Origin of the sequence: Streptomyces sp. NPDC052496, from assembly GCF_040679095.1 — a bacterium.
Classification (GTDB): Bacteria; Actinomycetota; Actinomycetes; order Streptomycetales; family Streptomycetaceae; genus Streptomyces.
Genome location: NZ_JBFAUH010000005.1, coordinates 270,189 through 293,341, shown reverse-complemented (window position 1 = coordinate 293,341; position 23,153 = coordinate 270,189). Strand labels below are relative to the sequence as shown.

Here is a 23,153-nt window from a genome sequence, read left to right as displayed (position 1 = left end):
CGGGACCGCCAGGCGCTGCGGGGTCACCCCCGGTCCGCCCGGCGGCCGGGATCACACGCCGTCGCCGCGCGCCTTCAGGAAGGCGGTCGGCTCGACGCCGGAGCCGTAGTTCGGGCCGGTGCGGACCTCGAAGTGCAGGTGCGGGCCGGTCGAGTTGCCGGTGCTGCCGGACTTGGCGATCTCCTGGCCGGTCTCCACGGTCTGGCCCGGCTTGACCTCGGTGCTGGTCAGGTGCGCGTACTGGGTGTACGTACCGCTGTCGTGCTTGATCACGATCGCGTTGCCGTACGCGGGACCGTCGCCGCCGCCGTTCGGCCCCGCCTTGATCACGGTGCCCCCGTGCACGGCGTGCACGGCGGTGCCGCTGGGCACCACGAAGTCCTGGCCGCTGTGGTTGTGGGACCAGTGCTTGCCGGCCAGCCCGAAGGTCATGCCGAGCTGGTAGTCATCCACCGGCTTCACCCAGGAGCGGGCCTTCTCCTCGGCGGCCTTCTTGGCCTTCTCGGCCTCCTGCTGCTCCGCCTCGGCGGCCTTCTTCTGCGCGTCGGCCTGCGCGGCCACCGAGGAGCGGATGTCGGACGTCAGCCCGTCCAGGGCGATCGACTGCGCGTCGCTCCCGGCCGCCACGGCCACCCCGGCGCCCATGGCCGCGGAGATGCCCAGGCCCACCGCGAGCACGGAGGCGCGGGTACGGAGAACGGACTTCTTCGGCAGGCGGTGCAGGGGGTGGTGCTTCGACATGCGGGGGTTACCTCCGGGAAAGAGTGAGTCCCGGCCGTCGACCGGGATCGCCCCACCTTGGTAACCCGAATCCGACATGCTGCCAATACCCCTTCCTACTACCCCATCCCGTAGCAAAAGCCGGGGAAATAAAGCGCCGCACTTACCCTCACCCCCAGGGCTCAAACCCCTCGGCCACCCCCGTCTTCCGGCCATCGGCCGCCACCCGCACCCCACCCCCGACCTGCGGGTTTCCCCCACCGTTCGACGTCGCCGAACGCCCCGGCGGCCCCCGTTCCGTACCGCGGCACGCACCGCGCCCGCACCGGCCCGCCCCACCGCGCAAAGCGCCCGCTATTCCGCGTAGTAGGCCCCGGACGGCCTGTGCGGCATGTCACCGCGCCGCAGCTCTCCCCCGCTCCCCGGCGGGCCTTCCGCCTGTCCGTATCGGGACCAAAGACCCCGTGGGGAAAAGCCCCCGGAGACGCTTCCGCCTCGTACGGCCCCACACGCCGGTACCAGCCCCCGCAACCGCCCCCTCCTCCTCCGCTTCCGGGGCGAACAGCGCACCGGCCTCCTGCCGCACGCCCCGCGGGCGCTCGGCGGCCGGCCGTACGTCCAGGTCGCCGGGGCGTTCTCGGTGGCTGAGCTGGTTCGGCGGGCCGGCTCCGGCGGAGGGCTTGGTCCGGCTCTGGCCGGCGTACGACTTCGGGACCTCGATGGAGTGGCTGGCCGCGTTCTCCCGGCTGGAGGAGCTGCGGGCCGGCCGCCGACTGCCGCGCGTCACCGGCGTAACGGACAGTATCCGCGTCGTCGAGCTGTGATATCGCGGCCCTATAGGGCCGCGCGCCTGCCTTTCCGGGCCCGGGTCCGCCGTCGGCCTTGGAGTTCCCGGGCTCCTGGAATAGTCCGGTCCGTATTCGCGGGCACCGCCCCGGCAAACCGGAATGACTTTTTCCCTTTACGTTCGGGCCGCCCGGGGCAATACCCGGCACCGCTTCCCCACCGGAGCGGAAGGTGCCGCATCCCGGTGGATACGGATTTCCGCCGTACGCGGTATCCGCCGCACCCGCTGGGCCTCCCGGCGCGCTTCCGGTACGGAAAAACACTTCCGCTCACGGTCGGCGCTTGCGTACGGCACCACCGCACACGAACGGCACCACCGCACACGACGACGCCGCGGCCCGGAACCCTGAAACAGGTCCCGGGCCGCGGCGTCGATTGCCGTGCCGGTCAGGCGCTGGGCGCCCGGTCCGTACCGCCGGCCGTCACGCGTCCTTCGACAGGTCCGGGCCGCCGGCCGCGGACTCCACGGGCGGGGCGTCGGGCAGCGCCGACTTCTCCTCGCCGCGGAAGGTGAACTTGGCGTTCTCGCCCTCACCCTCGATGTCGACGACCACGATGTGGCCGGAGCGCAGCTCGCTGAAGAGGATCTTCTCCGAGAGAGCGTCCTCGATCTCGCGCTGGATGGTCCGGCGCAGCGGGCGGGCGCCCAGCACCGGGTCGTAGCCGCGCTTGGCGAGCAGCTTCTTGGCCTCACCGCTGAGCTCGATGCCCATGTCGCGGTCCTTCAGGCGCTCGTCCACCTTGGCGATCATGAGGTCGACGATCTGGATGATGTCTTCCTCGGTGAGCTGGTGGAAGACCACCGTGTCGTCGACACGGTTGAGGAACTCGGGCCGGAAGTGCTGCTTGAGCTCTTCGTTGACCTTGTTCTTCATCCGCTCGTAGCTGCTCTTGGTGTCGCCCTGGGCGGCGAAGCCCAGGTTGAAGCCCTTGGAGATGTCCCGGGTACCGAGGTTGGTCGTCATGATGATAACCGTGTTCTTGAAGTCCACGACCCGGCCCTGGGAGTCGGTCAGGCGACCGTCCTCCAGGATCTGCAGCAGGGAGTTGAAGATGTCCGGGTGGGCCTTCTCCACCTCGTCGAACAGCACGACCGAGAACGGCTTGCGGCGCACCTTCTCGGTGAGCTGGCCGCCCTCTTCGTAGCCGACGTAGCCGGGAGGCGAACCGAAGAGCCGGGAGACCGTGTGCTTCTCGCTGAACTCCGACATGTCGAGGGAGATCATCGCGTCCTCGTCGCCGAAGAGGAACTCGGCGAGCGTCTTGGACAGCTCGGTCTTACCGACACCGGACGGGCCGGCGAAGATGAACGAGCCACCGGGACGCTTGGGGTCCTTCAGACCGGCCCGGGTACGGCGGATGGCCTGCGAGAGCGCCTTGATGGCGTCCTTCTGGCCGATGACGCGCTTGTGGAGCTCGTCCTCCATCCGCAGCAGCCGCGAGGACTCCTCCTCGGTGAGCTTGAAGACCGGGATGCCGGTCGCCGTGGCCAGGACCTCGGCGATCAGCTCGCCGTCGACCTCGGCGACGACGTCCATGTCGCCGGCCTTCCACTCCTTCTCCCGCTTCGCCTTCGCGGCCAGGAGCTGCTTCTCCTTGTCGCGCAGGCCCGCGGCCATCTCGAAGTCCTGCGAGTCGATCGCGGACTCCTTCTCCCGGCGCACGTCGGCGATCTTCTCGTCGAACTCGCGGAGGTCCGGCGGCGCGGTCATCCGGCGGATGCGCATCCGGGAGCCGGCCTCGTCGATCAGGTCGATCGCCTTGTCCGGCAGGAAGCGATCGGAGATGTAGCGGTCGGCCAGCTGGGCGGCCTGGACCAGGGCCTCGTCCGTGATGGAGACGCGGTGGTGCGCCTCGTAACGGTCGCGCAGGCCCTTGAGGATCTCGATGGTGTGCGGCAGCGACGGCTCCGCGACCTGGATGGGCTGGAAGCGGCGCTCCAGGGCCGCGTCCTTCTCCAGGTACTTGCGGTACTCGTCGAGCGTGGTCGCACCGATGGTCTGCAGCTCGCCTCGCGCCAGCATCGGCTTGAGGATGCTCGCGGCGTCGATCGCGCCCTCGGCGGCGCCCGCACCCACCAGGGTGTGGAGCTCGTCGATGAACAGGATGATGTCGCCGCGGGTGCGGATCTCCTTGAGCACCTTCTTCAGGCGCTCCTCGAAGTCACCGCGGTAGCGGGAGCCGGCGACCAGGGCGCCCAGGTCCAGGGTGTAGAGGTGCTTGTCCTTGAGGGTCTCGGGCACCTCGCCCTTGACGATGGCCTGGGCCAGGCCCTCGACGACCGCCGTCTTGCCGACGCCGGGCTCGCCGATGAGAACCGGGTTGTTCTTGGTACGGCGGGACAGCACCTGCATGACCCGCTCGATCTCCTTCTCGCGCCCGATCACCGGGTCGAGCTTGGTCTCGCGGGCGGCCTGCGTCAGGTTGCGGCCGAACTGGTCCAGGACGAGCGAGGTCGAGGGGGTGCCCTCGGCCGGGCCGCCGGCGGTGGCGGCCTCCTTGCCCTGGTAGCCGGAGAGCAGCTGGATGACCTGCTGCCGCACCCGGTTCAGGTCGGCGCCCAGCTTCACCAGGACCTGGGCGGCGACGCCCTCGCCCTCGCGGATCAGGCCGAGCAGGATGTGCTCCGTACCGATGTAATTGTGGCCGAGCTGAAGGGCCTCGCGGAGCGACAGCTCCAGGACCTTCTTCGCACGGGGGGTGAAGGGGATGTGGCCGGACGGGGCCTGCTGCCCCTGGCCGATGATCTCCTCCACCTGCTGGCGGACCGCCTCGAGCGAAATCCCGAGGCTCTCCAGGGCCTTAGCGGCGACACCCTCACCCTCGTGGATCAGGCCCAGGAGGATGTGCTCGGTGCCGATGTAGTTGTGGTTGAGCATCCGGGCTTCTTCCTGAGCCAGGACGACAACCCGCCGCGCACGGTCGGTGAACCTCTCGAACATCGTTAATCGCTCCTCAGAGCGGTCAGGCAGTTAGGGGTCGGTCCCCTCCCTGTCCTTCCGCATGCTAGTCCCGTGGGACGGGACAGCTCATTCCAACTGCCGACATCCGTCCGGATCACCCCCGCGACGGCGGGGAAATCTGCTGCCGAACAGCCGACATCTGCTCCAACCCGATGGTGCGAGACGATGTTCCCGCAGGCCAGGCATATACGCCCCGGGTCAGTACGCCCGTGGCGAACGCACCCGTCACCGACACGCCCGCCCGGAGCCCGCCGCCGCTCCGGAAAAGCGCTGCACACGCCGCTGCACCGTCTCTCCCCACTGGGAATGTCTTACCCGCCGCCACGGACAGTCCATGCGGCGCGGGCCCGTTCCATCCGCTATGGGCGAACACCCACGCGCCGTCGGATGCGCCGCCGCACCCCCGCGCACCCCCTTCCGCGACGACAGTACGTACCCGTATGTCAACCCAGCGTAACTTCTCGGGGATTCGCGAGTTGCTTCCGGTATGCCCGTCGCGCTCCCGCGCTCCCGCCCCGCCCTCGCCGCCGTACGGCAGTGGTACGAGGACGAGCTGCGCTGGCCCACCACCGGTTCGGAGCCGGTGGAGCTGCTGACCGGGGTGCGCTTCGACGCCCTCGACCTGCCCGCCGACGCGGGCCGGGCCGTGCTGGGGCGGGTGGGCCCCACGGGGCCCGTGGTGATCGACCGCAGCGGCTCCGCCGGTCCCAGGATGCTCGTGCTCGTGGCCGCGGGGTCCGCGGAGGAGCTGCCGGAGCTTCTGGAATGGCTGGAATGGGGCTCACTGGGGCTGGATCTGACCGCACGCGGCACCGGGGACCGGATGCCCGCGCCGGCCCCGCCGCCGCCGTCACGGCAGGCGTGGTGGCCGCACGGATCCGGTCCACGGGAGGCCGCCGGATGGGTGCGGCCTCCCGAGCCGGGACGCGAGGTCGAGGCGACTCTGCCCACCACGGGGACAGGGGCAGGGCGCGGGGGCCACGGAGTTCCCCTCGCGGATCGCCAGGGGCGCGCCCCCGACCTCGTACGACTCGTGAGCGCGGCGGCCACGGAATGCCACCGGGCCCGCTTGCTGCGCGGTCGTCAAGCTCGAAGACAAACGGAACGCGGGTACGGGAGTCAGCCGTTCGCCTTCTCGAACGCCTCACGGATCTCCGCGGGCACCCGGCCGCGGTCATTGACGTTGTAGCCGTTCTCCTTCGCCCACGCGCGGATCTTCGCGGTGTCCGGGCTGCCGCCGGACGTCGCGCGCGCCTTGCCGCGGCCACCGGAACGGCCACCGGTCTTGCGGCCCGCCTTCACGAACTCGGCCAGCGACTCACGCAGCTTCTGCGCGTTGTCGTCGGACAGGTCGATCTCGTAGGACTTGCCGTCGAGGGCGAACGTCACGGTCTCATGGGCCTCGCCGCCGTTGAGGTCGTCGACAAGAAGAACCTGAACCTTCTGTGCCACCGGTTTCCCTTTCATCGAATGCGGATTACGACGGAAAGCAAACCGCTTTTCCGGGAAAAACACAAACCCCTGGGTAGGGTTCAGTTGCAGGGTGGCCGGGGAACGCTTGCTTCCACAGCTATGAGATAGGGGCGCGATTCGGACATAGAACGCTGATCACAGGTGCAGAAGCATCCGGCTGTTGCCCAGGGTGTTGGGCTTCACTCGTTCGAGACCGAGGAACTCGGCAACGCCCTCGTCATAGGAACGCAGCAGCTCGCTGTAGACATCGCCGTCGACGGGCGTCTCGCCGATCTCCACGAACCCGTGCTTGGCGAAGAAGTCCACTTCGAAGGTCAGGCAGAAAATGCGCCGTACTCCGAGCCAGCCCGCGGTGCGCAGCAGCTTGTCGAGGACCAGGTGGCCGACTCCGGTGCCCTTGTGCCGCGGGTCCACCGCCAATGTGCGCACCTCGGCCAGGTCTTCCCACATGACGTGCAGCGCTCCGCAGCCCACGACCTCGGCGTCCTGGTCCCGCTCGGCCACCCAGAACTCCTGGATGTCCTCGTAAAGCGTCACGGTGGCTTTGTCGAGGAGGATGCCGTCCGGGGAGTAGGCGTCGATGAGCCGGCGTACGGCCGGTACATCGCTGGTCCTGGCACGGCGGACGGTGAGTCCATTAGTCAGCGGCGGCATGGCGCGACGCTATCGCCCCGGGTCACCGGATCCCGCTGCGGGTACTTCTCCGGTGTCCGCTTCCCCCTCTCCGGGCTGTTCCGGGGGCCGTTCCGTACGGTCGGTCCGCGGCGGGGCCGGCGCGGGTTCCGCCGGTTCGTCGGCCTGCACCATGCGTACGGCATCCCTGAGGGCATGGCGCTGTTCCGGCGACATCATCCCGAAGAAGGCGACCAGGGCCGCCGCGGGGTTGTCACTCGCGGACCACGCTTCGTTCATCAGTGCGGCCGAGTAGGCGGCACGAGTGGAGACCGCCTCATATCGATAGGCGCGCCCTTCGGCTTCCCGGCGCACCCAGCCCTTCTGATGGAGGTTGTCCAATACGGTCATCACCGTCGTGTAGGCGATCGACCGTTCCTTCTGCAGATCTTCCAGGACTTCCCGAACGGTGACCGGGCGGTTCCACTCCCACACCCGCGTCATGACCGCGTCTTCCAGATCACCCAAGCGTCGTGGCACACCAGCACAATAGTGGGAGATGTCGCGAATGCCGGTTCTTACCCGGTTGATTTACCCCGGAAAAAGACAGTACGGCCCGAGATGCGCAATCTCAGGCCGTACGGGAGGGGAGCGGCCGGGACGGGCCCGGCCGGTGCCGGTCAGGCGCCGTGCGCCTTGGGCTCCTGGCGGGCGCTCTCGGCGCGGGCCAGCGCGGCGTCGACCGCCGCGTCCTCCTTGGACTTGTTCTCGCCACCCTGGCTCTTCACGATCGTCACGATGAGCGCGACGAACGCCACGGCCATCACCACGGGCGGTACCAGCGCTGCGACGTAATCCATGACCAGGGGCCTCCTTCGGGAGTGAGGATTCCAGGGTACGCAGCGCTCACGCGGTCCGGGCCGCGGGGGGCGGCACGGGCTTGCGGCGCGGCGGGAAGACCTCGCCCGGGGTCGGTACGGGGCGGTCCGGGCGGGGCGCCTTCGGCGGCGAGGCCGGCGCGGGCCGCGGAGCCGGGCGCGGCGCAGGCTGCGGCTCGTCCGCGACCCGGCCGCCGGGGAGGGCGCGCAGGCGGGCCCGTACGGAACGTTCGGCGAGGGCCTCGCAGCGGCGCAGCAGGGCGGTACGGCGCGCGTGTTCGGCCGGTCCCTGCTGCTCCAGGCACAGGGCGCGCAGGGCGGCGAGATCGGCGGGGGTGGGGTCGTAACCGGCCGTCAGGGCCTCCTGGAGCTGCTCCAGGTAGCCGTGGGCGGAGCCGGGCAGGGCCTCCCGGTAGCGGGCGAGGTCGGCGAGGAGAAAGGCCCGCAGCCGGCCGCCCTCGCGCGCCGCCTCGTCCACCGCCTCGGCCAGGCGCAGGTACTCCTGGACCTCCTGGGCGCCGTCGGCGTCGTAGCCCGCAGAGGCACCGGTCGTGTGACGCGTCGGCTGGAGCGCGGCGGCGAGCGCGCGCCGCAGGACGCGCAACTCGTCGGCGCTGAAGGCCATACCGCCGCGGGATCCGTAGGGCATAGGCATGGGCCGACCTTACGCCGCCGACGGACAAAAACTGCTTAACACGATTAGAGCGCCACAAGTGTCGTGTAACTCACGTTCGACGATAAAGGCCACATAGGGGCCAATGGTCGGGCCAACAGTCCCCAACTGGGCATTTCACCCAACGAGTCCGGGCGGGACGGGCGGGGAGCCCCGGCAGTCCGGGTGAGCCCGGTGACAGGACGGGTGAGCCCGGGCAGGCCGGGTCCGCCCGTCCCCGGCCGGCTCACCCCCGGGTGACGTTGCGCTCGTACACCAGGCGCAGCCCGATCAGCGTCAGCCACGGCTCGTGCTCGTCGATGACCGAGGACTCGCCGAGCACCATGGGCGCCAGCCCGCCGGTGGCGATCACCGTCACGTCGTCCGGATCGTCCGCCAGCTCCCGCGCCATGCGCTGGACCACGCCGTCGACCTGCCCGGCGAAGCCGTACAGGATGCCGGACTGCATGGCCTCGACGGTGTTCTTGCCGATGACGCTGCGCGGCCGGGCCAGTTCGATCTTGCGGAGCTGCGCGCCCTTCACGCCGAGCGCGTCCACCGAGATCTCGATGCCGGGCGCGATCACCCCGCCGACGTACTCACCACGCGCGCTGACCGCGTCGAACGTGGTGGCCGTACCGAAGTCGACCACCACGGCCGGACCGCCGTACAGCTCCACGGCCGCCAGCGCGTTGATGATCCGGTCGGCGCCGACCTCCTTCGGGTTGTCCATGAGGATCGGCACGCCCGTCTTGACGCCGGGCTCGACCAGGATGGCCGGCACGTCCCCGTAGTAGCGCCGGGTGACCTCGCGCAGCTCGTGCAGGACCGAGGGGACGGTGGAGCAGATGGCGATGCCCTCGATGCCGTCGCCCAGTTCCTCGCCGAGCAGCGGGTGGGTGCCCATCAGGCCCTGGAGCAGCACCGCGAGTTCGTCGGCGGTGCGGCGGGCGTCGGTGGAGATGCGCCAGTGCTCGACGATCTCCTCGCCGTCGAACAGGCCGAGGACGGTGTGGGTGTTGCCTACGTCGATGGTGAGCAGCATGTCCGTCAGCGCTCCTCGCGCAGGTCGAGGCCGATGTCGAGGATCGGGGAGGAGTGGGTGAGCGCGCCCACCGCCAGGAAGTCCACGCCGGTCTCGGCGTACGCGCGGGCGTTGTCGAGGGTGAGCCGTCCGGAGGACTCCAGGATCGCCTTCCCGGCCACCAGCGCCACCGCCTCGCGGGTCTGCTCCGGGGTGAAGTTGTCCAGCAGGATCAGGTCGGCGCCCTCGGCGAGGATCGGCGGGATCTGGTCCAGCCGGTCGACCTCCACCTCGATCGGCACCTCCGGGAAGGCATCCCGTACGGCCTTGAACGCCGCGGCCACCCCGCCCGCCGCGACGACGTGGTTGTCCTTGATCAGGGCCGCGTCCGACAGCGACATCCGGTGGTTGACGCCGCCGCCGCAGCGCACCGCGAACTTCTCCAGGGCGCGCAGCCCGGGCGTCGTCTTACGGGTGTCGCGGACCTTGGCGCCGGTGCCCTCCAGGGTGTCGGCCCAGGCGCGGGTGACGGTGGCGATGCCGGACAGGCGGCACAGCAGGTTCAGGGCGCTGCGCTCGCCGGTCAGCAGGTCGCGGGTGCGGGTGGTGACGCTGAGCAGCTTCTGGCCGGCCTCGACGCGGTCGCCGTCGTCGACGTGCCGCTCGACCTCGAACTCGGCGGTGCACACGATGGACAGCACCGCCTCGGCGATCCGCAGACCGGCCACGGTGCCCGCCTGACGGGCGGTGAAGTCACCGGTGGCGACCGCGTCTTCGGGGACGGTGGCGACGGTGGTGACGTCCACGCCCTGGTCGAGGTCCTCCTCGACGGCCATGTGGGCGATGTCCTCGACCTGTACGGGGTCCAGCCCGGCGGCGACCAGGAGCGCCGCCAGGTCGGGGTCCAGCCCGCAGGCGAGCGGGTCGAGTTCGTACGCGCCGTCGTCGGCGCCGCAGCCGCAGGAGTCGCCGCAGCCGCCTTCCGGGGCCGCGGCCTGGGCGGCCTGGTCAGCGGCCTGGTCCGGACGGCCGATCTGGTGCAGGGGGAGGTCGTCGGGGGTGCTCACTGGATCGGCTCCGTTTCGGGCGCGGGTGCGGCGGTCGTCGCGGGGAACGCGGCGGTGTCGGTGGTGCGGAAGTGCAGGGTGTGCGGCGGGCGGTGGGTGACCAGGAAGTGGCGCCGCCAGACGGCGTCGTCCCGGTCGGCGTGGTCCTCGCGCCAGTGGCAGCCGCGGGTCTCCTCGCGGTGGCGGGCGCTGCTGACCAGGACCCGGGCGACCATCAGGAGGTTGGTGGCCTCCCACGCCTCGACGCCGGGCTCGGCGGGCTTGGGGCCGTCGGCCGGGGCCGGACCGGCGGCGGCGCGCTGCATGCGGACCAGCGCGGAGAAGGCCTCGGCGAGGCTCGTGGCGGAGCGCAGCACCCCCGCCCCGGCGGTCATGGTCCGCTGGATGACCGGCCGCGTCTCGGGGGCGAGCAGTGGTACGGGGGCGGCGGTGGGCTCGACGACGGGGCCGGGCCGCCGGACGGGCGCGGCCGTGATGTCGTCCGCGATGCGCTCGGCGAAGACCAGGCCCTCCAGGAGGGAGTTGGAGGCCAGCCGGTTGGCGCCGTGCACGCCGGTGCACGCGACCTCGCCGCACGCGTACAGCCCGGGCACGGTCGTCCGGCCGTGCAGGTCGGTCCGTACGCCCCCGGAGGCGTAGTGCGCGGCGGGCGCGACCGGGATGGGCTCGGTGACCGGGTCGATGCCGTGGGCGCGGCAGGCGGCGAGGATGGTCGGGAAACGCTGCTCCCACATGGCGGCGCCGAAGTGCCGGGCGTCCAGGTACATGTTCTCGGCGCCCTGTTCCTGGGCGCGGCGCATGATCGCCTTGGCGACGATGTCGCGCGGCGCCAGTTCGGCGAGTTCGTGCTGCCCGAGCATGAAGCGGACGCCGTCGGCGTCCACCAGGTGGGCGCCTTCGCCGCGTACCGCCTCCGAGATCAGCGGCTGCTGGCCCTCCGCGTCCGGGCCCAGGTAGAGCACCGTCGGGTGGAACTGGACGAATTCGAGGTCGGAGACCTCGGCGCCGGCGCGCAGCGCGAGGGCGACGCCGTCACCGGTGGAGACCGCGGGGTTGGTGGTCGCGGAGAAGACCTGCCCCATGCCGCCGGTGGCCAGGACCACCGCGGGGGCGTGCACGGCGCCCACGCCGTCGTGCTGGCCCTCGCCCATGACGTGCAGGGTCACCCCGGCGGTACGGCCCTCGGCGTCCGTGAGCAGGTCCAGGACGAGGGCGTTCTCGATGGTGCGCAGGCCCTGGGAGCGCACGGCCTCCACCAGCGCGCGGGAGATCTCGGCGCCGGTCGCGTCGCCGCCGGCGTGCGCTATGCGGCGGCGGTGGTGCCCGCCTTCCCGGGTGAGCGCTATCTCGTCGCTGCCGGGCGCGGTGTCGAAGCGGGCGCCGGTGGCGATGAGGCGGCGGACGGCGTCCGGGCCTTCGGTGACCAGGGTGCGTACGGCGGCCTCGTCGCACAGTCCGGCGCCCGCGACGAGGGTGTCCTCCAGATGCTGTTCCGGAGTGTCGCCCTCGCCGAGCGCGGCCGCGATGCCGCCCTGGGCCCAGCGCGTCGAGCCGTCGTCCAGGCGGGCCTTGGTCACCACGACGGTACGGCGGCCCGCGGCGGCGCAGCGCAGCGCGGCGGTCAGGCCCGCGACCCCGGACCCGACCACGACGACGTCGGCCTCGATGGACCAGCCGGGGGCGGGGGCCTGGAGGCGGAGGGTGGGGCGGATGGGGGTGGTGGGGGTTTCAGGGCCGGTGGGGGCTTCAGGGCCGATGGGGCTTTCGGGGCCCGCGGGGGTGGTGTGGCCGGTGGGGTCGGTGCCGGGGCCGGTGGGGTCGGTGCCGTTCATCGGGGCGCTCCGAACGTGAGGCGGATGTTGTCGATGAGGCGGGTGGTGCCGACCTTGGCGGCGACCGCGAGTACAGCCTCCCCCTCGTAGGCGTCCGGTACCTCGGTGAAGTCGGACGGATCGACGAGCGCCACATAGTCGAGCACCAGTGGCGGGTCGAGACGGGCGGCGTCCTCCAGGACGGTACGGGCCGCGGCGCGCGCCACCGAGGGGCCCCGCAGCGGGGTCGCGACGGCGTGCGCGAGGGCGTGCGCGTCGGCCGCCGCGCGGTCCTCACCGAGGGCGGCGAGCGCCGCGGAACGGTCGTGCGCCCGGTGGGCGGTGTGCGACGCGTACGAGGCGCGGTCCCGCAGGGTCTCCTCAGCGGCGAGCCGGTCGCGGGCCGCGAACAGGGCCCGGGACAGTGCCAGGGCGGTCCGGCGCTCCGCCTCGGAGAGGTAGCGGTTGCGGCTGGACAGGGCCAGGCCGTCGTCCTCGCGGACGGTGGGGACGCCGACGATCCGTACGCCGAAGTTCAGGTCGGCCACCATCCGCTCGATGACGGCCAGTTGCTGCGCGTCCTTCTGCCCGAACAGGGCCACGTCGGGGCGGGTGAGGTGGAGCAGCTTGCCGACGACGGTCAGTACGCCGTCGAAGTGGCCGGGCCTGCTGGCTCCCTCCAGGAGGCCGCCCATGGGACCGGCGGTTATTCGGACCTGCGGCGCGCCCCCGGGGTAGACCTCCCCGGCGGAGGGCGCGAAGACGGCGTCCGCTCCGGCCCCGGCGGCCAGCGCGAGGTCCGCCTCCAGGGTGCGCGGGTAGCGGTCGAGGTCCTCACCGGCGCCGAACTGGAGCGGGTTGACGAAGACGGTGACAACGACCTGTCCGTCCGGGCCGACCTGGCCACGGGCGGCGCGGACCAGGGCCGCGTGTCCCTCGTGCAGGGCTCCCATGGTCATGACGACGGCCCGCTGCCCGCTGGGGCCCGGCAGGGCACGCAGTTCGGCAGCGGTGTGCACCAGACGCGTGCGCGGGGCGTTCATCGGCCGCCTTCTTCGGGGTGGTCGGTGGGGGGCTCTTCGGAGTGGTCAGGGCCGTCGCCGACGTTCGCCAGGACGTCCAGCAGGTCCTCGGCCAGCTCCGGCTTCAGCAGGCCGTGCGCCAGGGCGCGGTCGGCCGTCGTACGGGCCATGGCGAGGTACCCCGCGACGCTCTGCGGCGCGCGCTTGCGCAGCTCGGAGACGTGCGCGGCGACGGTGCCCGCGTCCCCGCGGGCGACCGGGCCGGTCAGGGCCGCGTCCCCGGAGCGCAGCGCGTTGTCCAAGGCGGCGCCCAACAGCGGGCCGAGCATCCGGTCGGGCGCGCCGACCCCGGCCTCCCGCAGCAGTTCCATGGCCTGGGCCACCAGGGTGACCAGGTGGTTCGCGCCGATGGCGAGGGCCGCGTGGTAGAGCGGACGGGCGTCCTCCGCAATCCACTCCGGCTCCCCGCCCATCTCGATGACCAGCGCTTCGGCGGCCATCCGCAGCGGTTCGGGCGCGGTGACCCCGAAGGAACAGCCGGCCAGCCGCTGCACGTCGACGCGCGTACCGGTGAAGGTCATGGCGGGGTGCAGGGCGAGCGGCAGGGCGCCGGCGCGGGTGGCCGGGTCGAGGACGGCCGTACCGAACCGGCCCGACGTGTGGACGAGCAGCTGGCCCGGCCGTACGGCACCGGTCTCGGCGAGGCCCGCGACCAGCCCGGGCAGGGCGTCGTCGGGCACGGTCAGCAGCACCAGTTCGGCGCGCTCCAGGACCTCCGACGGCGGGACGACCGGCACGTCGGGGAGGAGCGCCGCCGCGCGCCGTACGGAGGCGTCGGAGACACCGGACACGGCGACCGGCCGGTGGCCGGCGAGCTGCAGCGACGCGGCGAGGGCGGGCCCGACGCGACCTGCGCCGACGACTCCGACGGTCAGCCGGGCGGGGCGGTCCTGGGCCTCGGTGGGTGGGGTTGTGTTCACGCGGCGATGGCCTTCCGTTCCAGTCCGCGGGGGGTACCGGACGATTCGTTCGCCATGCTACGCGAGTGTTTCCGGCGCTCTTCGGAGCCGTACGCAGGGTGAGACGGGCGTCTCGTAGTGCGTCGCCGGGCGCGTTCCCGGGCCTGCTACCCGGAGCGCCCTCCGCCGCGCCCCTTGAATTTTCCACAGGGCCGACGGAGGCGCGCAAGGTTATCCACAGGGGTCGCCGAGGCGGGTGCGACCGGGCATGGTGGGGGTGGAGAAGGAAGCGGAGGACGGACCGAGGGGAGGGTAGGGCAGCGGCTCGGCCGGGGCGCGGCGTGCGGCCTGCCGGGGGTGGACGGGGCGGCCCGGCCGCCGGGTGAGGGCCCGGCGTACGGCGCGGCGCCAGCGGGCCAGGGGGCGGTCGCCGGGGGCGGTGACCACGGCCTGGAAGCGCAGCCACCGGCGGATCTCGCGGATGGCCTGGACGTCACCGGTGCCGGGGAGGACGGGTGCGCTCTCGCCGTGCTGGGCGGCGCGGAAGGCGTCGAGCATGTGCTGCTGGGATGCGTTCATGGACACCACGATGGCCCGCCCCACGCCGGGTGGCGCGTCGATTGACGGGAGCCGTCAAACGACGTCGACGCAGGTCACGGGCGCACGCATGATGGGAGGGAAGCGGGACGGCCGGCGTGCCGGCTGGGGTCGGCGGCTGTGGCACACGGAACGGGGAGAGGCACATGAGTGTGTGGATCGACATCGCGGGGCTGCCCGCTGAGCGGCTGGTGTTCAGCCCTTCGCCGCTCGCCGAACTGGGCTCCGCGCTGCACGCGCTCGCCGAGCCCGGCCACCACCCCGGTCTGCACGGCTGGACGACCACGACGGCCGGGGCGCTCGAACCCGACCTGGCCGACCGGCTGTGCGAGGCGGACTTCCTGTGGGGGCCGACGTTCTCCGACGTGTCGATGCCGTTCGCCGCGCTCGCGGACACCGCCGGACAGCCGGGCTCGACGCTCGCCGAGGATCTGGACCTGCTCGACCGGCTCGACGACGAGCTGTTCGTGAACGCCGCGCTGGAGATCAACTGCACCAGCGGATACTGCCGCGGCGGCCCGTCGCCGCTGGTGGACGACGAGGCGCGCCGGCTGGCGCTGGAGCGGGCCACCGCGCGCGGCCCCCGGCAGGCCGACTTCGCACAGCGGCTGCTCGCCGACCCGCCCGCCGTACGGGCCTGGATCCGCCGCCTGCTGGAGGACTGCGAGCAGGCGTTCTTCGCGGACGTCTGGCAGCGGGTACGGATCCACCTCGCCGCGGACGCGCGGCACAAGTCCGAGGTGCTGCGCCACAAGGGGCTGGCCGAGGCGCTGGCCGAGGTGTCGTCCGCGGTGTCGCTGGACGAGCCGCGCTCCCGCATCGTCGTCGACAAGCTGGCCCACGGTCACGGCACGGCCGTGGATCCGGCCGTCGGGGCCGGGATCACCTTCGTCCCCACCTCGTTCGGCTGGCCGCACCTGAGCGTGCTGCACGCTCGGGGCTGGCGCCCGGTGATCCACTACCCGGTCGCGGCGCCCGAGCCGGCCGGCCCCGCCTCGGTCGCCCTGGTCGAGTCCCGGCTCGAAGCGCTCGCCCACCCGATGCGCATACGGATGTGCCGCTACCTGGCCCGCACCGCCTACACGACCGGTGAACTGGCCACCGCGCTCGGCATATCCGCGCCGGAGGTCTCCCGGCACCTCGCCGTCCTCAAGAAGGCCGGGCTGCTCCAGACCCGCCGCCGCGGCCGGTACGTACTGCACCAGCTGGACGTCCGGGTGGTGGCGCGCCTGGGCAGCGACTTCCTGGAGGGCGTGCTGCGCTGAGAGCCGGCGCGGCGGCCGGGTGGGCAGTGTCCTGGTGCCGGCGCGGCGGCCGGGCCGGCAGTGTCCTTGTGTCGGCCCCGGCCATCACACCGCCGTGGCCCGTACCCCGTTACGCCCCCGCGCCGCCCCCGGCCCGTACGAGTCCCGTCTCGTAGGCGAGCACCACCGCCTGCACCCGGTCCCGCAGCTCCAGCTTGGTCAGGATGCGGCCCACATGCGTCTTGACCGTGGCCTCCGACAGCACCAGCTGCGCCGCGATCTCGCCGTTCGAGAGCCCCTGGGCCACCAGCAGCAGCACCTCCCGCTCGCGCTCGGTGAGCCGTCCGATCTCCGGGCGGACCGGCTCGGCGGCGGTCGCCGGCAGCATCGGTGTGAACCGGTCCAGCAGGCGGCGGGTGGTCGAGGGCGCGACCACCGCGTCCCCGCTCTGCACCGCGCGGATCGCGGCCAGCAGTTCGCTCGGCGGCACGTCCTTGAGCATGAAGCCGCTGGCCCCCGCCTTGAGTGCGGAGAAAGCGTACTCGTCCAGGTCGAAGGTGGTCAGGATGAGCACCTTCGGCGCGCCCTCCTGCTGCCCGCCCGCGCAGATCCGGCGGGTGGTCTCCACCCCGTCCAGGTGCGGCATCCGCACGTCCATCAGGATGACGTCGACCTTGGTGGACCGGAGCACCTCAAGGGCCTCCACCCCGTCACCGGCCTCGGCGACGACCTCCATGTCGGGCTGGGCGGCCAGCACCATACGGAAACCGGTGCGCAGCAGCACCTGGTCGTCGACGAGCATCACGCGGACAGTCATGGCAGGAGGTCCCTTTCAACGGCGGTGCGGGTGGCGGAGCCGGTGGTTCCGGCGCCGGGAGGGCCGGCCGGCGAGGGCGCGGCAACAGGGTACGTACGGGGGCGGAGGCGACGGGCGGGCGTGGGGCGGAGGCGATGGACGGGCGTGGGGCGCCGGGCGGGCGCGGGGGCGTCGGACGGGCGCGGGGGCGACGGGCGGACGCAGGGGCGACGGGCGGGAGCGCGCCGCCGGACGGGCGCGGGGGCGTCGGACGGGCGCGAAGCGTCGGACGGGCGCGGGGCAGGCGCGCCTGCCCGTCTCACTGCCCCGACTCACTGCCCCGACTTGAGCGGCAGGATCGCGCTGATCCGGAAGCCGCCTCCCGGCCGCGGCCCCGCGTCCAGGCTGCCGCCGACCATGCCGACGCGTTCGCGCATGCCGATCAGCCCGTGGCCGAGGCCGTCCGCCCCGCCGCCCGAGTACAGCTCGTGCTGGGCGCCGCGCCCGTCGTCCTCGACCAGCAGGTCCAGCTCCGCGTCCCGGTAGGTGAGGCGGACCGTGGCGCCGACGTCCGGGCCGCCGTGCTTGCGGGTGTTGGTCAGCGCTTCCTGCACGATGCGGTACGCGGTCAGCTCGACGCCGCTGGGCAGCGGGCGCGGTTCGCCCGCCACCTGGAAGTCGACCGGCAGTCCGGCTCCCCGCACCTGGTCGATCAGGTCGGCCAGCTGCTCCACGCCGGGCTGCGGCACGTACTCGCCGCCCTCGGGCTGTTCGCCGGTGCGCAGCACGCCGAGCAGCCGCCGCATCTCGGCGAGCGCCTGCCGGCCGGTGCCGGAGATCGTCTCCAGCGCCTGCTTGGCCTGCTCGGGCGCGGCGTCCAGCACGTAGGCGGCGCCGTCGGCCTGGACGACCATCACGGACACGTTGTGCGCGACCACGTCGTGCAGCTCGCGGGCGATGCGGGCGCGCTCGGCGGCCACCGCGATCCGCGACTGGGTCTCGCGCTCCTTCTCCAGGCGGGCGGCCTTCTCCTCCAGCTGGGCCCAGTACGCGCGGCGGGTACGGACCGAGTCGCCGAGCACCCACGCCAGCACGAAGGGCACGGTGAGCAGGGTCATGACGAACAGCCCTTCCCACAGGTTGCGGGGCGGGGACGCGCCGTTGCCGTACCGGACGGCGTAGAGCGTCGGACCGGTCAGCGCCCCGGCGAGGGCGGTGCGCGAGGCCCAGCGCTTGGTGCCCGAGGCGACCGTGTAAATGGTCACGAGCATCGCCAAGTTGGACGGGTTGGGCTGTACGTCGAAGGCGATCTGGCAGAGACCGACAAGGATGGACAGCAGCATCATCTTCTCGGGCGCCTTGCGCCGCAGGGCGAGGGTCAGGCACATCGCGGCGACGACAAGGGCTTCGAGGCCCGTCGCGGTGTCGCTCTGCACCTCCGCCGACGCCGCCAGCATCAGACAGTTGAAACCGAACAGGAGGACGGCCCAGAAGGTGTCCACCCCTGTCGGATGCCTGCGGAAGAAGTCGTAGAGACGCTGCACGTCACCCAGCGTAGGCAGGCCGTATAGGTGTACGGGTCAACCGGACGGGCGATCCTTCGGGACGGGAGTACTCCGCAAGGTGGAGACGGGCCTGCCACCGGGGGGAGCGGCCCCGTCGGCGACGGCGTACGGGCCGGCGGCTGCCGGGGGAAGCGGCCGGCGACTGCCCAGGGTACGGGGCCGGCGGCTGCCTGGCGTACGCCGCTGCCCGCGCCGCGTACCGTGGTGCGGTGACACACGACTGGTGCGGCTGGCGGGACGCCACGGAGCGGGCCCTGTACGGCCCCGGCGGCTTCTACACCAGCGGCGACGGGCCCGGCCCGGCCGGCCACTTCCGTACTTCCGTACACGCCTCTCCCCTGTACGCGCGGGCGCTCGCCACGCTGCTGTGCCGCGTCGACGCGGCTCTGGGCCGTCCGGCGGAGCTGGCGCTGATCGATGTGGGGGCCGGGCGTGGCGAACTGCTGACCGGAGTGCTGGCGGCCCTCCCCGAGCCGGTGTGCGCCCGCGTGCGCCCCTACGCCGTCGAACGCGCCCCCCGGCCCGCCGGCCTGGACCACCGCGTCACCTGGCTCGCGGAGCTGCCCGCACCCGGCTCGCTGACCGGCCTGCTGTTCGCCAACGAGTGGCTCGACAACGTCCCGGTCGACGTCGCCGAGACCGACGAGGACGGCGTCCCGCGGCGCGTACTGGTGCGCGCGGACGGTACGGAACGGCTCGGCGACCCCGTGACCGGCGCGGACGCCGAGTGGCTGGCCCGGTGGTGGCCCGCACCGGACGAGAGCCCCGGACTGCGCGCCGAGATCGGCCACCCCCGGGACACCGCCTGGGCCCGCGCGGTCGGCACCCTGCGCGCCGGCCTCGCCGCCACCGCCGATTACGCGCACACCCGCGACACCCGCCCGCCCTTCGGCACCCTGACCGGCTTCCGCGAGGGCCGCGAGGTCCCGCCCGTACCCGACGGCACCTGTGACATCACCGCCCACGTCGCCCTCGACGCCTGCGCGGGCCCCGGCGCGGAACACCTCACCCAGCGGCAGGCGCTGCACGCCCTCGGCATCGACGGCCGCCGCCCGCCGCTCTCCCTGGCGTCCAGCGATCCGGCCGCCTACGTACGGGCCCTCGGCTCGGCGGGCGCGGCGGCGGAGCTGACCGACCCGGCGGGCCTGGGCGCCTTCGGCTGGCTGCTGCAACCGGTGGGCGGCACCTGCACGGGCCTGCTCGGCCCGTAGGAGCCCACTCGCCCCGCAGGAACCCGCCCGCCCCGCAAGAACCCACTCGCCCCACAGGAACCCGCCCGCCCCGCAAGAGCCCTCTGGCCCCGTTGAGAGTCGGCCCACCCCGTCGAGAGTCCGCCCCCGTACTCCCCGACCGCCGCCCGAACCCGCCGCGGCGAACTGCAAGACTGTCCCCATGACGGAGACCACGGTCGGCATCGGCGGCGCGGCGGAGAGCACCGACATGGTGCTGAACATCGGCCCGCAGCACCCCTCCACGCACGGCGTGCTGCGGCTGCGCCTCGTCCTGGACGGCGAGCGCATCCAGCACGCCGAACCCGTGATCGGCTACATGCACCGCGGCGCCGAGAAGCTCTTCGAGGCGCGCGACTACCGCCAGATCATCATGCTCGCCAACCGCCACGACTGGCTGTCGGCCTTCTCCAACGAGCTGGGCGTGGTCCTCGGCGTGGAGCGGATGCTCGGCATGGAGGTCCCCGAGCGCGCCGTGTGGACCCGTACGCTGCTCGCCGAGCTGAACCGGGTCCTCAACCACCTGATGTTCCTCGGCTCCTACCCCCTGGAACTGGGCGGCATCACGCCCGTCTTCCACGCCTTCCGCGAGCGCGAAGAGCTGCAGAACGTCATGGAGGAGATCTCCGGCGGCCGGATGCACTACATGTTCAACCGCGTCGGCGGCCTCAAGGAGGACCTGCCGGCCGGCTGGCTCGGGCGCGCCCGGCACGCCGTCTCCGAGGTCCGCTCCCGGATGGACGTCTTCGACCGGCTGGTCCTGGGCAACGAGATCTTCCGCGGCCGGACCCGCGGCATCGGCGTACTGAGCCGCGAGGCGGTGCACGCGTACGGCGTCTCCGGGCCGATCGCCCGCGCCTCCGGTGTCGACTTCGACCTGCGCCGTGACGAGCCGTACCTGGCGTACGCCGACCTCCAGGACACCCTCAAGGTGGTCACCCGGGAGGAGGGCGACTGCCTGGCCCGCTTCGAGTGCCTCCTGGAGCAGACGCACAACTCCCTGGACCTGGCCGACGCCTGCCTGGACCGGATCGCCGGCCTGGCGCCCGGCCCGATCAACCAGCGCCTCCCGAAGGTCCTCAAGGCCCCTGAAGGCGCGACCTACGCCTGGACCGAGAATCCGCTCGGCATCAACGGTTACTACCTGGTCTCCAAGGGCGAGAAGACCCCGTACCGCCTCAAACTCCGCTCGGCGTCGTACAACAACATCCAGGCGCTGACCGAACTGCTGCCGGGGACGCTCGTCGCGGACATGGTCGCCATCCTCGGGTCGCTGTTCTTCGTGGTCGGCGACATCGACAAGTAGCGGGGCGGGGCCGGAAGCCGGGCCCTGGGGCTACGTGCGTGGCTTCGGGCCCTTCCGGTGCCATGCCGTGATGCCCAGCTTGCCGGTGGACCCGAGGTCGATCAGCTCGCGGACCAGCTGCGGACGGCTGCCGCCCGCGGCCGGAGTGAGGGCCAGGAACGCGCCGTTCACGGCGGGGCCCGTCCCGTCCGTCACGCGGTTGCGCCACATCAGTACGGCGCTCGCGTGCTCACCCGGCTGGAGTGTGAGCGGCTCGGGGCCGACGTCGTCCACGATGTCCGAGCCGTGGCTGATCTTCACGGCCAACGGCTTGCGGTCCTCGTCGAGCACCTGGACGCCCGCGTAACCGTTGACCTGGTACGGCCGCTCGCCGCAGTTGGTCAGGGTGATGCCCATCGCGCGGGTGCCCATGGCGGCGTCCACTCGGGAGCCCTTGATGGCGACGCCGTCCTCGGGACAGTCGGGCGCGGTCCTGGACGGCTTGGCCTCGGGCGATGCCGTCGACCGGGCCTGCGGCGCGGAGCCGGCCGAACAGCCGGCCGCGGCGAGCACCGTGACGCCGAGTACGACTGCCAGTACCGTCCGCGTCACCGGTCCGGTCGCTCCTGTGGTGACTGCTCCGGCCACTGCCCACCCCGCGTTCGGCCCGGCTCCCGCGCCGCCCCGTACGGCGTACGCCAGTCGCTGATCAAGTCGGCCGCCAGCGTACCCGTACGGGAACGGCGCCGGCCGCGACGTTCGCGCCGCCCCGGCCCCCTCACGCCCCGAAAAGCGCCCGGCACTCCCCCGTCCACCCCTCCCCCCGGACCGGCACCGTCCGGTGCGCCTCCCACCCCGCCCGGTCCAGCCGCAGCCGCTGCAGCGTCCGCACCTGCCCGCGTACCGCGGCGACCTGCACGCCGTCCGGTACGTAGCCGAGCTTGCGCGAGACGGCCAGGGACGGGGCGTTGTCCGTCATCGCGGCGGAGGTCACGGTGTGCGCCCCGAGCTGTTCGCAGGCGAAGTGCAGGACGGCGGCCCGCATCTCCGTACCGATGCCCTGCCCCTGATGGGCCAGTCCCAGCCAGGACCCGGTCTCCACTTCCCTCGTCACCCCGAACGCGGTGCCGACCATGTCCTGGCGCCCCACCACCCGCCCCTCCGGCCGGTCCTCCGGCTGGTCCTCCGGCAGCCTCTCCGGTCGGCCCTCCCGCCGGTCCTCCCGGGCCACGGCGAGGCTGAGCGTCCAGCTCTCCGGAGTCCACTGCGCGACCGTGGCGAGTACGTGCTGGAACGTCGCGCGCCCGCGTTCTTCGGGAGCCGCATCCGTCCACGGCACGGTGAACGGCATCTCGGCCGCGTCGTGCACGCCGTCGGCGGCGACCGCGGCCAGCTCGTCGAGCAGGGCGAGGTCCGGCAGGCGGAGTTCGAGGCGTGGTGTCCGGATGCGGAGTCCGTAGAGGGGCCAGTGGTGTCGGTGAGGCTGCTCCATGAAGAAATGCTGCCGAACGCGCTCCGCGTCCGTCGACCGGATGAGCGCGGGGCCATCAGCCCGTCTTCGGCCCGCCTCGCCCCGCCTCGCCCCGCCTCGCCCCGCCTCGCCCCTCATCGCCCCGCCTCGGCCCTCCTCGGCCCTCCTCGGCCCCGTCTCGGCCCCGCCTTCAGACTGGACCTCAGCAGGCTCCGCCCCGCCCTCAGCCCGCCCTCAGCCCGCCTTCAATCCCTCCTCAGCCCGCCTTCAATACCTCCCCAGCCCGCCTTCAGCCCCTGCAAATGCCGCCGCAGCACCGCCCGCTGCGCTTCGGGAGTGACGTACTCCGGTTCCAGCATCGCCCGCAGATTGAGCCCGTCCAGCAGGGCCGACAGCCGCAGGCACTCCAGGTCCACGTCCAGGTCGGCCGGCAGGCCACCGGCTTCCTGCGCCCCGCGCAGCACCCGCGCCAGCAGGGCCCGCAGGCCGGTCTCCATCTCCACCGCGCACGCCCGCAGCTCCGGGCGGAGCCGGGCCGCGCCGCAGAACGCCGCCCAGAGGACCGCCTCCTGGCGCCGCTCCCCGTCCAGGGCCAGGAACTCCCCGATCAGTTCCTCCACCCGCGCCGGGCGCTCGCGCCGCGCGGCCGGGTCGAGCAGGCGGTCCACGTGGGTACGTACCCGCCGGTCGATGCGCGCGCTCAGCTCCCGCATGGTGAAGAGCAGCAGCTCGTCGTGGTCGCGGAAGTAGTGCCGCACCGATCCGACGGCCAGCCGGGCCTCGTCGGCGACGTTGCGCAGGGAGGCGCCCTCCACCCCTTCCCGTGCGATGACGCGCAGGACGGCGTCGGCGACGGCCTGGCGGCGGGCTTCGGGGTCGACGATCTTCGGCATCTTGCCATTGTGGCACGCCCGAGCTAAATTATTTTTGGCACGGGTG

The 23,153-nt window shown here is 72.6% G+C and carries 23 protein-coding genes; 5 read left to right on the top strand and 18 right to left on the bottom strand.

What is annotated here, in order from left to right; genetic code table 11:
• Positions 1–51 precede the first annotated feature (51 nt).
• Positions 52–741 (bottom strand): M23 family metallopeptidase, encoded by a 690-nt coding sequence (locus tag AB0L45_RS10165; RefSeq protein WP_365837991.1) that lies wholly within the window; start codon positions 739–741, stop codon positions 52–54.
• A gap of 659 nt (positions 742–1,400) precedes the next feature.
• Here AB0L45_RS10165 and AB0L45_RS10160 point away from each other — a divergent pair.
• Positions 1,401–1,544: a hypothetical protein gene (locus tag AB0L45_RS10160; RefSeq protein ID WP_365837989.1), complete on the top strand. Its 144-nt coding sequence runs from the start codon at positions 1,401–1,403 to the stop codon at positions 1,542–1,544.
• A gap of 444 nt (positions 1,545–1,988) precedes the next feature.
• Here AB0L45_RS10160 and AB0L45_RS10155 read toward each other — a convergent pair whose 3' ends face one another.
• A complete protein-coding gene (locus AB0L45_RS10155; RefSeq protein ID WP_073760604.1) occupies positions 1,989–4,508 on the bottom strand; it encodes an ATP-dependent Clp protease ATP-binding subunit in 2,520 nt (839 codons plus the stop codon).
• Between the two features lie 508 nt (positions 4,509–5,016).
• Between AB0L45_RS10155 and AB0L45_RS10150 the strand changes: the two genes are divergently transcribed.
• Positions 5,017–5,718: an SCO3374 family protein gene (locus AB0L45_RS10150; RefSeq protein ID WP_365837987.1), complete on the top strand. Its 702-nt coding sequence runs from the start codon at positions 5,017–5,019 to the stop codon at positions 5,716–5,718.
• Here the strand turns inward: AB0L45_RS10150 and AB0L45_RS10145 are convergent.
• The 11 genes from AB0L45_RS10145 to AB0L45_RS10095 form a co-directional block, all read right to left on the bottom strand.
• Entirely contained in the window at positions 5,649–5,981 is a 333-nt protein-coding gene (locus AB0L45_RS10145; RefSeq protein WP_365838079.1) for an Lsr2 family protein, read from the bottom strand. The genes AB0L45_RS10150 and AB0L45_RS10145 overlap by 70 nt on opposite strands.
• Positions 5,982–6,137: 156 nt before the next feature.
• Positions 6,138–6,656 carry an amino-acid N-acetyltransferase gene (locus tag AB0L45_RS10140; RefSeq protein WP_365837985.1) on the bottom strand — a complete coding sequence of 173 codons (519 nt, stop codon included), beginning with the start codon at positions 6,654–6,656 and terminating at the stop codon, positions 6,138–6,140.
• Between the two features lie 9 nt (positions 6,657–6,665).
• Positions 6,666–7,154, bottom strand: coding sequence for a BlaI/MecI/CopY family transcriptional regulator (locus tag AB0L45_RS10135; RefSeq protein ID WP_365837983.1), 489 nt, complete (start codon positions 7,152–7,154; stop codon positions 6,666–6,668).
• Positions 7,155–7,294: 140 nt separating this feature from the next.
• Complete coding sequence (locus AB0L45_RS10130) at positions 7,295–7,474, bottom strand: hypothetical protein (protein ID WP_365837981.1); 180 nt, start codon at positions 7,472–7,474, stop codon at positions 7,295–7,297.
• 46 nt (positions 7,475–7,520) lie between these two features.
• A complete protein-coding gene (locus AB0L45_RS10125; protein ID WP_365837979.1) occupies positions 7,521–8,147 on the bottom strand; it encodes a hypothetical protein in 627 nt (208 codons plus the stop codon).
• Between the two features lie 244 nt (positions 8,148–8,391).
• Positions 8,392–9,189, bottom strand: coding sequence for a type III pantothenate kinase (locus AB0L45_RS10120; protein ID WP_365837977.1), 798 nt, complete (start codon positions 9,187–9,189; stop codon positions 8,392–8,394).
• A 5-nt stretch (positions 9,190–9,194) separates the two neighbouring features.
• Entirely contained in the window at positions 9,195–10,202 is a 1,008-nt protein-coding gene (gene nadC, locus AB0L45_RS10115) for a carboxylating nicotinate-nucleotide diphosphorylase (protein ID WP_365838077.1), read from the bottom strand.
• 29 nt (positions 10,203–10,231) lie between these two features.
• Complete coding sequence (locus AB0L45_RS10110; RefSeq protein WP_365837975.1) at positions 10,232–12,067, bottom strand: L-aspartate oxidase; 1,836 nt, start codon at positions 12,065–12,067, stop codon at positions 10,232–10,234.
• Positions 12,064–13,089 carry a pantoate--beta-alanine ligase gene (gene panC / locus AB0L45_RS10105; RefSeq protein WP_365837973.1) on the bottom strand — a complete coding sequence of 342 codons (1,026 nt, stop codon included), beginning with the start codon at positions 13,087–13,089 and terminating at the stop codon, positions 12,064–12,066. The genes AB0L45_RS10110 and panC overlap by 4 nt, the downstream gene beginning before the upstream one ends.
• On the bottom strand, positions 13,086–14,048 hold the full coding sequence (locus AB0L45_RS10100; protein WP_365837971.1) for a DUF2520 domain-containing protein: 963 nt from the start codon (positions 14,046–14,048) through the stop codon (positions 13,086–13,088). The genes panC and AB0L45_RS10100 overlap by 4 nt, the downstream gene beginning before the upstream one ends.
• Positions 14,049–14,258: 210 nt before the next feature.
• Positions 14,259–14,606 (bottom strand): hypothetical protein, encoded by a 348-nt coding sequence (locus tag AB0L45_RS10095; RefSeq protein ID WP_365837969.1) that lies wholly within the window; start codon positions 14,604–14,606, stop codon positions 14,259–14,261.
• A 170-nt stretch (positions 14,607–14,776) separates the two neighbouring features.
• Between AB0L45_RS10095 and AB0L45_RS10090 the strand changes: the two genes are divergently transcribed.
• Complete coding sequence (locus AB0L45_RS10090) at positions 14,777–15,889, top strand: DUF5937 family protein (protein WP_365838075.1); 1,113 nt, start codon at positions 14,777–14,779, stop codon at positions 15,887–15,889.
• Positions 15,890–15,998: 109 nt separating this feature from the next.
• Here the strand turns inward: AB0L45_RS10090 and AB0L45_RS10085 are convergent, their stop codons facing one another.
• Both AB0L45_RS10085 and AB0L45_RS10080 read right to left on the bottom strand, forming a co-directional pair.
• Positions 15,999–16,685, bottom strand: coding sequence for a response regulator transcription factor (locus AB0L45_RS10085; protein ID WP_365837967.1), 687 nt, complete (start codon positions 16,683–16,685; stop codon positions 15,999–16,001).
• A 311-nt stretch (positions 16,686–16,996) separates the two neighbouring features.
• Positions 16,997–18,208 carry a sensor histidine kinase gene (locus AB0L45_RS10080; RefSeq protein ID WP_365837965.1) on the bottom strand — a complete coding sequence of 404 codons (1,212 nt, stop codon included), beginning with the start codon at positions 18,206–18,208 and terminating at the stop codon, positions 16,997–16,999.
• Between the two features lie 230 nt (positions 18,209–18,438).
• Between AB0L45_RS10080 and AB0L45_RS10075 the strand changes: the two genes are divergently transcribed.
• Positions 18,439–19,440: an SAM-dependent methyltransferase gene (locus tag AB0L45_RS10075; RefSeq protein ID WP_365837963.1), complete on the top strand. Its 1,002-nt coding sequence runs from the start codon at positions 18,439–18,441 to the stop codon at positions 19,438–19,440.
• Between the two features lie 181 nt (positions 19,441–19,621).
• Positions 19,622–20,764 (top strand): NADH-quinone oxidoreductase subunit D, encoded by a 1,143-nt coding sequence (locus tag AB0L45_RS10070; protein WP_365837961.1) that lies wholly within the window; start codon positions 19,622–19,624, stop codon positions 20,762–20,764.
• A gap of 30 nt (positions 20,765–20,794) precedes the next feature.
• On the opposite strand, the gene AB0L45_RS10065 is transcribed toward AB0L45_RS10070, so the two are convergent.
• The 3 genes from AB0L45_RS10065 to AB0L45_RS10055 all read right to left on the bottom strand — a co-directional run bounded on the left by AB0L45_RS10065 (position 20,795) and on the right by AB0L45_RS10055 (position 23,107).
• Positions 20,795–21,355 carry a DUF4232 domain-containing protein gene (locus AB0L45_RS10065; RefSeq protein ID WP_365837959.1) on the bottom strand — a complete coding sequence of 187 codons (561 nt, stop codon included), beginning with the start codon at positions 21,353–21,355 and terminating at the stop codon, positions 20,795–20,797.
• A gap of 166 nt (positions 21,356–21,521) precedes the next feature.
• A complete protein-coding gene (locus tag AB0L45_RS10060; RefSeq protein WP_365837957.1) occupies positions 21,522–22,235 on the bottom strand; it encodes a GNAT family protein in 714 nt (237 codons plus the stop codon).
• Positions 22,236–22,459: 224 nt separating this feature from the next.
• Positions 22,460–23,107: a TetR family transcriptional regulator C-terminal domain-containing protein gene (locus AB0L45_RS10055; RefSeq protein WP_365837955.1), complete on the bottom strand. Its 648-nt coding sequence runs from the start codon at positions 23,105–23,107 to the stop codon at positions 22,460–22,462.
• Positions 23,108–23,153: the final 46 nt, after the last annotated feature.

Bases quoted from the DNA above. Each gene is read 5' to 3' on its own strand.
- AB0L45_RS10165 (WP_365837991.1), bottom strand. From the start codon at position 741: ATGTCGAAGCACCACCCCCTGCACCGCCTGCCGAAGAAGTCCGTTCTC.
- AB0L45_RS10155 (WP_073760604.1), bottom strand. From the start codon at position 4,508: ATGTTCGAGAGGTTCACCGACCGTGCGCGGCGGGTTGTCGTCCTGGCT.
- AB0L45_RS10150 (WP_365837987.1), top strand. From the start codon at position 5,017: ATGCCCGTCGCGCTCCCGCGCTCCCGCCCCGCCCTCGCCGCCGTACGG.
- AB0L45_RS10140 (WP_365837985.1), bottom strand. From the start codon at position 6,656: ATGCCGCCGCTGACTAATGGACTCACCGTCCGCCGTGCCAGGACCAGC.
- AB0L45_RS10130 (WP_365837981.1), bottom strand. From the start codon at position 7,474: ATGGATTACGTCGCAGCGCTGGTACCGCCCGTGGTGATGGCCGTGGCG.
- AB0L45_RS10125 (WP_365837979.1), bottom strand. From the start codon at position 8,147: ATGCCTATGCCCTACGGATCCCGCGGCGGTATGGCCTTCAGCGCCGAC.
- AB0L45_RS10120 (WP_365837977.1), bottom strand. From the start codon at position 9,189: ATGCTGCTCACCATCGACGTAGGCAACACCCACACCGTCCTCGGCCTG.
- AB0L45_RS10110 (WP_365837975.1), bottom strand. From the start codon at position 12,067: ATGAACGGCACCGACCCCACCGGCCCCGGCACCGACCCCACCGGCCAC.
- panC (WP_365837973.1), bottom strand. From the start codon at position 13,089: ATGAACGCCCCGCGCACGCGTCTGGTGCACACCGCTGCCGAACTGCGT.
- AB0L45_RS10095 (WP_365837969.1), bottom strand. From the start codon at position 14,606: ATGAACGCATCCCAGCAGCACATGCTCGACGCCTTCCGCGCCGCCCAG.
- AB0L45_RS10085 (WP_365837967.1), bottom strand. From the start codon at position 16,685: ATGACTGTCCGCGTGATGCTCGTCGACGACCAGGTGCTGCTGCGCACC.
- AB0L45_RS10070 (WP_365837961.1), top strand. From the start codon at position 19,622: ATGACGGAGACCACGGTCGGCATCGGCGGCGCGGCGGAGAGCACCGAC.
- AB0L45_RS10060 (WP_365837957.1), bottom strand. From the start codon at position 22,235: ATGGAGCAGCCTCACCGACACCACTGGCCCCTCTACGGACTCCGCATC.
- AB0L45_RS10055 (WP_365837955.1), bottom strand. From the start codon at position 23,107: ATGCCGAAGATCGTCGACCCCGAAGCCCGCCGCCAGGCCGTCGCCGAC.